This is a genomic window from Coriobacteriaceae bacterium, from assembly GCA_025993015.1.
Classification (GTDB): Bacteria; Actinomycetota; Coriobacteriia; order Coriobacteriales; family Coriobacteriaceae; genus Collinsella.
On the sequence record DAJPFV010000001.1, the window covers coordinates 1,788,098 to 1,800,418 of the forward strand.

The 12,321-nt window shown below is 59.6% G+C and carries 12 protein-coding genes and 2 tRNA genes; 12 read left to right on the top strand and 2 right to left on the bottom strand.

Annotated elements, in window-relative coordinates:
* The first annotated feature begins 811 nt into the window (after positions 1-811).
* The 6 genes from ftsE (at position 812) to OIL77_07730 (ending at position 7,162) form a co-directional block, all read left to right on the top strand.
* Positions 812-2,032, top strand: a complete 1,221-nt coding sequence (ftsE, locus tag OIL77_07705) for a cell division ATP-binding protein FtsE (protein HJI45284.1) — start codon at positions 812-814, stop codon at positions 2,030-2,032.
* Entirely contained in the window at positions 2,019-2,939 is a 921-nt protein-coding gene (gene ftsX, locus OIL77_07710; GenBank protein HJI45285.1) for a permease-like cell division protein FtsX, read from the top strand. The genes ftsE and ftsX overlap by 14 nt, the downstream gene beginning before the upstream one ends.
* Positions 2,940-3,074: 135 nt before the next feature.
* Positions 3,075-5,210 (top strand): RNB domain-containing ribonuclease, encoded by a 2,136-nt coding sequence (locus tag OIL77_07715; protein ID HJI45286.1) that lies wholly within the window; start codon positions 3,075-3,077, stop codon positions 5,208-5,210.
* A 177-nt stretch (positions 5,211-5,387) separates the two neighbouring features.
* Complete coding sequence (locus OIL77_07720) at positions 5,388-5,993, top strand: recombinase family protein (GenBank protein ID HJI45287.1); 606 nt, start codon at positions 5,388-5,390, stop codon at positions 5,991-5,993.
* A gap of 105 nt (positions 5,994-6,098) precedes the next feature.
* Positions 6,099-6,680, top strand: a complete 582-nt coding sequence (locus OIL77_07725; protein ID HJI45288.1) for a VanZ family protein — start codon at positions 6,099-6,101, stop codon at positions 6,678-6,680.
* Positions 6,681-6,802: 122 nt separating this feature from the next.
* Positions 6,803-7,162 (top strand): arsenate reductase family protein, encoded by a 360-nt coding sequence (locus tag OIL77_07730; GenBank protein HJI45289.1) that lies wholly within the window; start codon positions 6,803-6,805, stop codon positions 7,160-7,162.
* 72 nt (positions 7,163-7,234) lie between these two features.
* Here OIL77_07730 and OIL77_07735 read toward each other — a convergent pair whose 3' ends face one another.
* A complete protein-coding gene (locus OIL77_07735; GenBank protein HJI45290.1) occupies positions 7,235-7,645 on the bottom strand; it encodes a hypothetical protein in 411 nt (136 codons plus the stop codon).
* 276 nt (positions 7,646-7,921) lie between these two features.
* Here OIL77_07735 and OIL77_07740 point away from each other — a divergent pair.
* From OIL77_07740 to OIL77_07765, 6 genes are all read left to right on the top strand, one after another.
* A tRNA-Gln gene (locus OIL77_07740) sits at positions 7,922-7,995 on the top strand.
* Positions 7,996-8,012: 17 nt separating this feature from the next.
* Positions 8,013-8,086: transfer RNA gene (locus tag OIL77_07745), tRNA-Glu, on the top strand.
* A gap of 98 nt (positions 8,087-8,184) precedes the next feature.
* Positions 8,185-9,102, top strand: coding sequence for a hypothetical protein (locus OIL77_07750; protein HJI45291.1), 918 nt, complete (start codon positions 8,185-8,187; stop codon positions 9,100-9,102).
* On the top strand, positions 9,092-9,562 hold the full coding sequence (gene smpB / locus OIL77_07755) for an SsrA-binding protein SmpB (GenBank protein HJI45292.1): 471 nt from the start codon (positions 9,092-9,094) through the stop codon (positions 9,560-9,562). The genes OIL77_07750 and smpB overlap by 11 nt, the downstream gene beginning before the upstream one ends.
* A gap of 207 nt (positions 9,563-9,769) precedes the next feature.
* Complete coding sequence (locus OIL77_07760; protein HJI45293.1) at positions 9,770-10,273, top strand: flavin reductase family protein; 504 nt, start codon at positions 9,770-9,772, stop codon at positions 10,271-10,273.
* 89 nt (positions 10,274-10,362) lie between these two features.
* Positions 10,363-10,506: a rubredoxin gene (locus OIL77_07765; GenBank protein HJI45294.1), complete on the top strand. Its 144-nt coding sequence runs from the start codon at positions 10,363-10,365 to the stop codon at positions 10,504-10,506.
* A gap of 309 nt (positions 10,507-10,815) precedes the next feature.
* On the opposite strand, the gene OIL77_07770 is transcribed toward OIL77_07765, so the two are convergent.
* Positions 10,816-12,072, bottom strand: a complete 1,257-nt coding sequence (locus OIL77_07770) for an Nramp family divalent metal transporter (GenBank protein ID HJI45295.1) — start codon at positions 12,070-12,072, stop codon at positions 10,816-10,818.
* Between the last annotated feature and the right edge of the window lie 249 nt (positions 12,073-12,321).

The following is a 12,321-nucleotide window of genomic DNA, read 5'->3' on the forward strand; positions in this document are numbered from 1 at the left end:
CGTTGGAGGACGGGTTCATACGGCTCGGCGCGGGTCGTAAGGCGCGTGCGTCCCATGTAATGGGGGAAACCGCAGCCAGCGATGCTTGGTGTGTGGCGGATATGCGAGGGGGTGGCAGGCGGAAAGGGAGCTTATTCACTTTCCCAAACCGCTCTGGTCATTTGAACGAGGCGCGATCTCTTTGAGCTTCTTGGGAGTCGGGGGCGCAGGTTCAGTGCGACAGAGCTGATATGTGCTCACGTTCCGCGCAAAGTTGCCGGATTGTCGATATGAGGAGAATGCCAGACGGGCTTATCGAGGAAAGCGGCCTGCTATACGTCGGCGTCACTCGCGCTCGAAAGGCGGCATATGCCTCCGCCTCGATGCAACGCAGGACAAAATCGGGAGACTGTCAGGCCACCTGTCCCTCTTGTCTAATGTCTATTCCGGGTATTGCGCCTGTGAGCTGGGCGGTGATGGATACGGAGAGCTGACTTCTGGTGCTACGAGACGTGTCTGCTATGGCCGTGAGAGCCGGTCAGTGTTCCATATCGGGTCCAAAAAGTAAGAAAAATGCGGCTGAAGGTACAGGTACCCGCAGCCGCTAAAAGCCCTAGGGCTTTTCACAATGATTGAAGTATGCCCGATTGAGGCGGACGGGGGAAGCGCTTGGAAAGCGCGGACCATCCATCAGAGGAGTTCGGATGAAGTTGATATTCATGGCGGCCGACGGGAATCCAAGGCGCGCCATGCTTCTTATGTGCAGCAAAGCTAATGCTGCTAAAATACAAAGCGCTCATGTAGTTTAAACGCACGACGATAAGGAGCACCAGTGGGTAACCACTTCCGTACCTCCGGTGCGGGCGATGATGCCCCCAAGACGCAGACAGGCGTCCAGGGCAGTCGTTTCGCCACTCCGGATTCAGAGGGCCAGCCTGTTGCTCAGGCCCCCACTCAGCCGGCAGATCAGGCACAGCCGGCATCCGATCCCTTTGCCTACAATCCCACCAGCGATGTCGCGCTTTCCGGCACGGCGGGTTTTGAGCCCGTTCAGGCCGTGACCGCTCGCGTGGAGCAGCCTCAGGCTGGCGCCGCCACGCCGCAGCCTACCATGGCCGGCATTCCCGACCCCATGGCCCCTGCGACGCCGGTTCCTCAGCCTGCGCAGTCCGGTCTCTTTGCCGCCATTCCCGATCCCACGCAGCCTGCTGCCCCGGTGGTCGAGAGCGATCAGGCAGCCGAGGTCGCAAGCCTCGATAACGCGCTCAACAACCCCGATTTTACGTCGGTGTTTGCGCCCATCGATCCGCAGGCCAGCCGCAAGAAGATGGCCAAGCAGGCCGGTGTCGAGCCCGTCATCCTTATGGAGCATGTCACCAAGATCTATCCGGCACAGCCCAACAAGCCTGCACTTGACGACATCAACATTGAGATCTATCCGGGCGAGTTCGTCTTCCTGGTCGGTCACTCCGGCTCGGGTAAGACCACGCTGCTGTCGACGCTCAACCGCGACGTCAAGCCGACGAGCGGTCGCATCCTGGTTGCCGGTCAGGACCTCATGAAGATCAAGAACCGCAAGGTTCCGTTCCTGCGCCGCCAGATTGGCGCCGTGTTCCAGGACTTTAAGCTTCTGCCGCAAAAGACCGCCTACGAAAACGTGGCGTTTGCCCTGCAGTGCATCGGCAAGCCCAAGGGCGTCATTCGCAGCCAGGTGCCCGAGGTGCTGCGTCTGGTCGGTCTGGCCGATCAGATGGACTCGCTGCCCGACCAACTTTCCGGTGGCGAGCAGCAGCGCGTCGCCGTCGCCCGCGCTATGGTCAACCGTCCGCCGCTGCTGATCTGCGACGAGCCCACGGGCAACCTCGACCCGGCGATCTCGCTGGGCATCATGAAGCTGCTCGAGCGTATTAACCGCACCGGCACGACCGTGATCGTGGCTACGCACGACCGCGAGATGGTCGATAGCATGCACCGTCGCGTGATCGCCCTCGAGGGCGGCCACGTTATCCGCGACCAGGAGAGGGGAGGTTACGGCAACTATGGCACCAACTAACGTGGGCTACTCCTTCAAGGAGGCAATCAGCCACTTCTTCCGTAACTGGACCACCTCGCTCGGCGCCGTCATCACGATTTTCCTTTCGCTGTTTATCATCGGCCTGTTCATCATGGGCTCCGCGATGCTGAACTCCGTGATCGGCACCGTCGAGGATCAGGTTGTCATCAACGCGTTCATCAGTGATGACGCCGATCAGGCCGATGTTCAGGCTTTTGAGGCCGAGCTCAAGACGTGGAGCAACGTCAAGTCCGTGACCTACAAGGACAAGGATGACGCGCTGGCCGAGTATACGAGCAAGATGTCGGGCAACGCCGACGCTACCATGAGCGCGCTCGATGGCCAGAATCCGCTGCCGGCTTCGTTTGCGATCGAGATGGACGATCCGTCCAAGGTTGAGAGCACGGCTGAGAAGCTCAAGGACGACGCCGATTTCCAGAAGATTGCGGATGATGGCGACGTCAACGCGAGCGTGCTGTACGGCCAGGAGGAAGTGAGCCGCCTGTTCCAGGTGACTAACTACATCCGCATTGCTGCCGTGGTACTCGTCGGCCTGCTGACCTTTATCGCGTTCATCTTTATCAACAACACGATTCGCCTGTCCATCACGGCGCGTCGTCGCGAGATCGCGATCATGCGTCTGGTCGGCGCCAGCAACGGCTTCATTCGCGGCCCGTTTATCACCGAGGGTGTGCTGCAGGCCATTTTGGGCTCGCTGCTTTCCATCGGCGTGCTGGAGCTGCTGCGCAACCTGATGATTCCGCGTCTGCAGGAGAGCATCGGCTGGATGTCGTTTGCCCTGCCGATGCAGTACTACCTGGTGACCTATGCTGCGCTGGTCCTGGTCGGCGTGATTATCGGTCTCTTTGGTTCTGCCATCGCCATGCGCCGCTATCTGCGCGTGTAGGCATGTCTGGAATTTATCCCTTCCAACGGGTCGTCTCTTATGGGGCGGCCCGTTTTTTGATTCCTATGCGACGGCAGGATCGCGGATCATTTGGGTAGACTCTTTGGAGTCCGCAACCGATAGTAAGGAGGCGCCATGGGGCGCAACAACAAGCATAAGCACGGTGCCCGCAACAAGCGTGGACCGGTGCGCAGCGAGCGCCGTCCGAGCCTGACCGGACGCGTGCAGCTCCATGAGCACAGCGCCTATGTCATAACCGAGAACGGCGACTACAAGGTTATGGGTCGCGGTAAGCGCGAGATTATGGACGGCGATACCGTCGCCGTGAGCATTAAGAACAGCCCACATGGTGAGCGTCGTGCCGTGATTGAGGGAGTCGTCGAGCGCGCTGCCATCAGTGTGGTGGGCACGTACCAGACGGCCGGTCCGCTCGGCGTGATCGAGCCACTCGATTCGCGTCTCAAGGCCGATTTCTTTATTTTGCCCGAGGACACCTCGGCCGAGCGCTTGGGCGTTCATCCCGGTGACGCTGTGGTCGCACGCATTCTGACCTATCCGACGCGCCTGGAATCGGGCACCGTGACCATTGAGCGCCGTATTGGCGGCGATGACGCGCCCGACCTGGGTGTTCAGTATGTAATGGCGCGTTATGGCTATACCGATAGCTATCCCGAGGCAGCACTGGCCGAGGCCGAGGGGCTGTCGCTCGATGTGGCCGCGGCGCTCAAAGATCCGCTTCGACGCGATCTGCGCGACCGCTTTATCATTACGATCGACCCGGTCGACGCGCGCGACTTTGACGATGCCATTTCTCTGGAGCGCACGCCCGATGGCGGCTACAAGCTGGGCGTCCACATCGCCGATGTCTCGCACTATGTGTCTTGGGACGGGCATATCGATCTTGAGGCGCGCCATCGCACGACATCGGTGTATCTGGCCGATCGCGTGCTGCCCATGCTGCCCGAGCGCTTATCGAACGACCTGTGCTCGCTTCGTCCCGACGAGGACCGTCTGGCGTTTACCGTCGATATTGAACTCGATGCGCAGGGCCGCGTTCGCCACTACGATCCCTATCCCAGTGTGATTCGCTCGCGCGTGCGCATGGACTACGACGGCGCCGAGGCGCTGTTGGTGCGTGCCGGCGCGGTGGAGTATGGGGTGCTGGAGGGTGCCGCCGAGGATGTCGCGGCTGTAGAGACTTCGCGTGAGGAAGCGCTCGAGCGTGGGCTTGCGTGCGAGGAAACTGCTCGCGGCTATAACGTCGATCTGGGTGATTTTCTTGTCGCCGCCAACGAACTCGCCGAGCTTCGCCGCCACATTCGTCGCGTGCGCGGTTCGGTTGACTTCGATACGGCCGAGATTCGCGCCCTGTTGGACGAGGACGGCGTGCCCGTGCAGATTGTGGCGCGTGAGCGCTCGTGTGCCACGTCGTTGATCGAGGAAGCCATGCTGCTCGCCAACGAGTGCGTGGCCGAGTGGCTTGCCGACCGCGATATCGAGGCTTGCTACCGCGTGCATGAAGACCCCAGTCCCGACAGCCTGCACGGCGCCGCCGTGGCACTGGCTCAGCTGGGTATTATCGACGACCGCCGTGCAGCCGGCATTGCCCTGGGAAACCCCGATGAGCTGCAGGCCGCAGTTGATGCTGCCGCCGGTACGGCCAACGCGCCGCTCGTCAACGCGCTGCTTCTGCGCAGCATGCAGCGCGCGCTGTATAAGCCTCGCAACGAGGGCCACTTTGCGCTCGCCGCACCGTGTTACTGCCACTTTACGAGCCCCATCCGTCGCTACCCCGATCTGGTGGTGCACCGCGTACTCAAGCTGCAGCTGGCCTATGAGCAGCTGGGCGGCAAGGACGCCTTGGCACGCACGCCCCGGCTCATCGGTAAGGGTCGCGAGTCCCTGCCACGCATTCTGCCGCAGATTTGCCGTGCATGCAGCGATGCGGAGCGTGCGGCCGATGCCGCCAGCCATGCGACGCAAAAGATCAAGATTGCCCAGTACTACGAGGATCGCCTGGGCGAGCGCTATGCCGGAACGGTCTCGTGGGTCAGCAGCATGGGCCTGTTCGTACGCTTGGATCTGACGCAGGTCGAGGGCCTGGTTTCAATTAAGAGCCTGGGCAACGAGTGGTTCGAGTTTGACGAGGACGCGCTCACGCTCACAGGTGCCGACACGGGGACCCGCTATGAGCTGGGGCAGCGCGTGGTCATCGAGGTCTCGCGCGTCAATACCACGCGCGGGCACTTGGACTTTAAGCTAATCCATTAGCCAAATCACGACTCGTGGCGGGAGAACGGAGGGCGGTCTTTCGGGGCCGCCCTCCGCGTTTGGATCGTGACTACCTTGCCGTCTGCTCGGCTGCCCGCTTACCTGCTATTTGAGAGGTAAAACCTACCAAAATAAACCTGTCCCTTTTTGGCAGGTTTACAAGAAAGCGGGGATGAGATGGCGACGGTGTACGGTTATGCGCGGGTGAGCTCGCGCGATCAGAATCTGAACCGGCAGCTGGATGCGCTTGGCGCCTATGGCGTGGGCTCGGCGAATATTTATGCCGACCATGCGAGCGGCAAGGACTTCGACCGCCCGCGGTATCGCGAGCTGCTGCACGTCCTGGGAGACGGGGACGTGCTGGTGGTGCTTTCTATCGACCGACTTGGCCGTAATTACTCCGAGATTCTTGAGGAATGGCGACGCATTACCAAGGAGCTCGGGGTTGCCATTGTGGTGTTGGACATGCCATTGCTTGACACGCGCGCCAGGGCTAGCGGCGCGCCGGATGTGACCAACACCCTGATTGCCGATATTGTGCTGCAACTGCTGAGCTACGTGGCGCAGGTGGAGCGCGAGAATATCCATCGGCGCCAGGCGGAGGGGATCGCGGCGGCGCGGGCGCGAGGGGTTCGTTTCGGTCGACCTCGCAAGCCGTGCCCTCCTCAGTTTGAGCTGGTGCGCGATAGCTATGAGGCAGGCGATATTACCCGCAGCCAGGCAGCAAAGTGCCTGGGCGTGTGCGTGGGGACGTTCGATCGCTGGATGCGCGAGGCGGGGTAGGGGTTTGCGTCGCTTTGGCGCTTCCTGTTGCGATTCAAATTTTGATACGGTGACGATGTCATTTGGGGCTACACTCGCTGATATTCAAAAAAAGGAGGTAGGCCCTTGGCGCGCGTAAAACAAATAATCGGATGGACCGCGATCGTTCTGTTTACTGCAACGCTGGCGGGCATCTGGGTGCTGACGGAGCAAAATGCGGTGGAGACGTCGTTGCTGAGCGAGTCCACCGCGCGTGTGGTGGAGGGTCAGGCTACGGGCGTACAGGCTGCCGATGTCACGGGTGAAGCTCAGACCGAGAATGGGATGACCGGGGGCACCGATTCGGCTGCTTCGAATGTCCGGTCTGGCCGACTTGCTTCCATTCGCATGTGGGTGGGCACGAACGTCCGTCGCGTTGCCCATACCGTAGAGTTTTTCTTCGTCGGATTGTTCGCCTCGGTGGTCGTGGTTTGCTTTTCCAGGCGTCCGTGGAGCGTATGCTCCCGTTGCGTGCCCGTGTTGCTCTTTTGCGCCGTCTGCTCCGTTGGCGATCAGGTACATAAGATCTTTGTTCCCGGCAGGCATTTCGACGTTATCGATTTAGGATTCGATGCTGCGGGCTATGTTACCGCGATGCTGTTGGTATTGCTGGCAGCGGTGTTGGTGCGCCATGCGACTCGGCCGATCGGCGCCCATGCGAGGCGCTAGCCTTAAGACGAGACATCGCGACTGCCTATGCTTCGACATTGACTACAATAACGGCTGCAATCGCGAGTGGTCGTCGATGTGCAGTTTTCCAGACACCTGTTTTCTCTAAGAAAGGAAATCCCATGGCGGTATTGTTTGTTGAATATCCCAAGTGCTCGACTTGTAAGAAGGCCAAGGCATGGCTGGACGAACATGGGGTAGAGTGTATCGACCGCGATATCGTTTTGGACAATCCCACGGCTGATGAGCTTGCGACCTGGATTGCTCGTTCGGGGCTGCCGGTGCGGCGCTTCTTTAATTCGTCGGGCATGAAATATCGAGAGCTGGGTCTGAAGGCGCGTCTGGATGCGGGCATGACGGATCGGGAGTGCTACGAGCTGCTGGCGACCGACGGCATGCTGGTCAAGCGTCCGCTGCTGGTGGGCGACGACTTTGCGATTCCCGGCTTTAGGGAAGCGGCTTGGGCCGAGGCGTTGCTGTAGCGGCTGCGGAAAGTGCGACCCGTTTTGAGTGCTCAGAGTGGGACGTGTTTTCCATCGGCGGGCTCGCTCGGCTCAATCCTCGAGCTGTGCCCATTCGTGCGGATCGTAGACCTTTACGTGCTTGTTGGGCTTGCCGCTCCAGTACTCCTCGTCCATAAAGGGCAGATATGCCTGAACGCCGGGGCAGATAAAGGGAATCCGCTGCTGTTGCAGTCGCTCGCGCTGGCGCTGCTCCAGGTGTGCCTCGGATATGACGGTCGGCATACCGGACAGCTCGACGAGGCTTGCCTGGATTCGCTTAAGGTCGGGGAGTCCCGCGTGCCATGACACCCGCATGATCAAAAAGGATGCACGGCGGTATTTTGCCTGCATCACCGTGATGGCGGGGCGCAGAGTGGGATGGATTTTGTCCCGTTCGGGCCAAAGGTCAGCAGTGATCTCGAGGCCCAGGGTCTCCCATAGGTAATCAAGCTCTTCGTCCATGGTGCCTCGATATCTACGCGATCATTGATACTTCGATTGTGTTGCCTGGTGCTATCGTTTTCGCGGTAGAATCTGCCAACGGTTGACGGCTACCGCTCGCGGCGTTTTGCCCTTCGTGTACAGCGGTCGGCTTCACAGGTCCTTCACGGGTTGGACGAAATTAGGCCAATTTGGCCGAATTTCAAAAAAGTCAAAATAGGGGCTTGCGTCATGGCGGGACTTCCCGTATATTTCTTTCTTGCGCAAAGGCACAGCCGAGCGCAGCAATGCAGTCATTGGGATGTCGTCTAATGGCAGGACAGCGGATTCTGGTTCCGTCAATGGGGGTTCGACTCCCTCCATCCCAGCCATTGCATTTGCTACATATGGCCCGTTCGTCTAGCGGTTTAGGACGCCGCCCTCTCAAGGCGGAGATCACCAGTTCGAATCTGGTACGGGCTACCCACAAATAAATGCCCGGGCCTCGCAAGAGACCCGGGTTTTGTGTATCGACCGTATATACGGCGCCTGCCGTGTTTCGCTCAGATCGAGGAGTAGCCATGGATCTGCCCATCAGCTTGCAAGACATCACGTATGCCGAGAACTATCTGGCGCAGGGTGACCTGGCTACGGCGACGCCGCTGTTGGAGCGCCTGGTGGAGCTCGCCGAGGAGTATATCGACGCCGAGTGCAAGACGGAGGAGAAGCGCCAATACTTTAGCTTCGATAGCAAGTTTGAGCGCTTGGCCTATCGCCGCGTGGAGAAGGATCCGCGCGAGCTCGTGCAGGTCGAGGTGCCGTTTGACCGCCTGTACTCTGACATGGCGTTTGCCTACATTCGCCAGCAGGATTATGTGAGCGCTCGTAATGCCCTGATGCAGGCTGTGCGTTGGGACCCCATGAACTGCAACTATCGCTTGGACTTGGCCGAGCTGTTCCGCGCGCTCGAGGACAAGCAGGAGTGGGCATCGCTCTCGTTCTCGGTGCTGGAGCGCGCGAGCGACGGTAAGTGCGCCGCACGCGCCTACACCAACTTGGGTCAGTACTTCTTGGAGCCCGAGACCGAGAACATTTCGGCTGCCGTGGGCTGCGCGCGTCTGGCGCTGCGCCTGGCGCCCAATGATGCGCATACGACGCGCCTGCTCAACAAGATCCATACCACCTATCCGGATGCCGCGGACGAGAGTGACGACCATGTGATGGGTGAGCTCGCCCTGCAGGGCGTGCCGACCTCGCCTTCGGCCGAGATCGCCATCTGCCTGATCATGTGCGCGACCGATGCTGCAAGCGACGGCGACAAGCAGGAGGCTACGCGTCTGACGGTCCGTGCCCGCGACCTGGTGGGCGAGGAGGCATGCGCGGCGATTATCAAGCTGGTGCGCGAGAGCGATGCCGAGCTTAATGCCGAGCGCAGGGCAAAGCGCGAGGCTGCGGGCTCAAACGCCGATGGCGCCAAGGAGGCCGGCGATGCCCAGTAAGCGCGAGCGCAAGCTCATTTCCAAGAATCGCTCGGCACATCACGAGTACTTTATCGATGAGACGTTTGAGTGTGGTATTGAGCTGAGCGGTACCGAGGTCAAGTCGATTCGCGAGCGCGCGTGCCAGATTACCGATACCTTCGCACTGATTCGTGGTGGGGAGTGCTGGCTCGTCGGCCTGCATATCCACCCTTATAGCCATGGTGGCGTGTGGAATCGCGATCCCGACCGTCGGCGCCGTCTGCTGCTGCACCGCAAGGAGATCGACTTTCTTGACGGCAAACTTTGCAACCGTGGTTATGCGCTGGTTCCGTTGGAGCTCTACTTTAATACCGACGGTCGCGTAAAACTGCTGCTGGGCCTGGGTCGCGGCAAGAAGCTCTACGACAAGCGCGAGGACATGGCCAAGCGTGATGTCCAACGCGAGATCGACCGCGCCCTCAAGGAACGCAACCGCTGACCGTCCTTCATAAGTTGCGGTGGAATACGGACTGGTTTGCCTGTTTGAGGGGGCTATTCAGTCCCTATTTCACCGCAACTGCGGGTGTCTCATCTTTCTTACTGTTCTGACACATATGTTTCAAAGGCAGCGTCCGTTATGGGCGCTGCCTTTTTTGTGGGTACATACATCCATGAGGTTCCAACCCGAGCTAGGGGAGTGATCGTTATGGACAAAACTGCGTTCTTTACCATGCCGAGTGGCCTGTACGTGGTGAGCGCCGCGGCGGACGGGCTGCGTGCCGGCTGCGTTATCAACACAGCAGTGCAGGTGACATCCGCCCCGCCGCGCATCTCGATTGCCGTGAACAAGGAAAATGTCACGTCCGGCGTAATCGTATCGGCTAAGGCCTTTGCGCTGACCGTGATCGATCAGACCGCCGACATGCTCTACATCGGCAACTTTGGGTTCCGCACCAGCAGCGATTATGACAAGTTTGCCAAATACGAGACCCGCGAGACGGCTCTGGGCATGCCCTATGTGCCCGAGCACGCGACGGCCCTGTTTAGCTGCCGTTTGATCGACACTGTGGATGTGAGCACGCATCTACTGTTTATCGGCGAGGTCGAGGATGCCGAGCGCCTGAGCGACGAGACGCCGCTCACCTACGATTACTACCATAAGGTCCTGAAGGGCAAGACGCCTCCGAAGGCGTCCTCGTATCAAGGCTAGAAATGTTTTAAAAATACTTGCATTATATTATTGAGAATCTATACTAATAGATGAAGTACATCACCAGTCGCGTTCGAGGGGAGAACATCATGGCTGAGGAGAAGAAGACGTATAAGTTCGTGTGCATCGTTTGTGGCTACGAAGTTGAGGTCGACACGCCCGAGCTGCCCGAGGACTACGTGTGCCCGGTCTGCGGCGTCGGTCCCGATCAGTTTGAGCTCGTCGAGGAGTAGCTCGTCGGCACGCGGCTCACGGCAACACATAGCTCTGTCCAAGGGTCCCGGTCGGATATCCCGGCCGGGACCCTTTTCCTCCGCCCCCAAGGGATCACGGTTGCTGTTGGCCGATCCTGTCTGTTGTGAGTCCGGCCGACCTTTTGTCTCAATCTGTAACATCTAACGGTGGAAATTGGGTCCACTTGTTACAGATTGAGACAAACGGAGCTGTCCCTCGGAATGATCTCGATCTGTAACATCTAACGGCTCGAAACGGGTCTTCCTGTTACAGATCGAGACGTTTGCCTGGGTAGGTGCCCCGTCCCATTACATCCCTGTCAACAACACGACATCTAGAATCGTCACGATGGCACCGATCCCTACAAGCAGCGCGTTGAGTGGGCGCGAGTTGGCGTATTTGCCCATGACGCGGGGTGAACTGGTGAGCCGTATGAGCACAAAGACCGTAATCGGCAGCTGAAGCGACAACAGTGCCTGACTCCAGATGAGACCTTCAAAAGGATTTGGGACGACCAGACACGCCGCCACTGCGCCGACGAAACAGGCCGCCACCCCGATCGAGGAATGTCGGTCGTGGATGTCGTATTCCTCGTCGAACATGCCCGCGGTGATGGTGCCTGCCGCCATGCCTGCCGTCACACTACTCGAGAGGCCCGCAAACAGCAGCGCCACCGCAAAGATTGTCGAGCTTGCTGGGCCCAGAATGGGGGAGAGTGTGGCCGCTGCGACGGCGAGGTCGTCTACGACCATGCCGTGCGCAAAGAAGGTCGTTGCGGCCAGGATGACCATGGCCGAGCTGATTGCCCAGCCCACGCCCATCGAAAAGAGTGTGTCGAAGAGCTCGTAGCGCAGACGTTCTTCGATAACCTGCTCGCCTTGGCCTTCGAAGTGCATGGATTGGATGACCTCGGAGTGCAGGAAGAGGTTGTGGGGCATAACGACCGCGCCTAGGACACTTACGATAATCGCGGCCGAGCCGGTGGGCATACTGGGTGCGATCCAGCTTGCGGCGGCCTGTGGCCAGTCGACCTTGACCAGCGTAAGCTCAGCCAAAAACGAGAGTCCTACCACGCCTACGAAGGCGATGATCCATCGCTCGGCGCGCCTGTAGGAGCTCGTCATGAGCATCGCCATCGATACTGCCGCCACGATGACGCAGCCCGCACGCACGGGCAGCCCAAAGAGCATTTGAAGGGCAATCGCGCCACCCAGGACTTCGGCCATGGCGGTGGCGATGGTCGCGAGATAGGCGCTGGCGAGCACCGTACGCCCGACGAAGCGGGGGAGGTAACGTGTCGTGGCCTCGGCAAGGCAGGCGCCCGTGGCGATACCCAGGTGCGCCGCGTTGTGCTGCAGCACGATGAGCATAATCGTGGACAGCGTGACGATCCACAGCAGCGCGTAGCCAAACTGCGAGCCCGCGGCCATATTGGAGGCCCAGTTGCCCGGGTCGATAAAGCCGACGGTCACGAGCAGCCCGGGGCCGATATGCCGCGCAATGTCTAGGCCTCCGTGACCACCGGTACGCCGGGAGCCAAAATGATGTTTGAGATGGTTGAGCATGGTGAGCTCCTGCGTGCCGTTTGTTTGACGTCACAAATGATACCCGTTTTAGACTCAGAAGTTAACCAAGACTAACAAAATTATTGTATTTGAATGGGATGGTGAAAGGGGGCTGCCGAAATGTCTCGATCTGTAACAACTAGGGATGGAAATTGGGTCTAGGTGTTACAGATCAAGACAGGAAGAAATGGTCCTATGGAAAATCTCGATCTGTAACAGCTGACCGCCAAAACCGGCCCTTCATGTTGC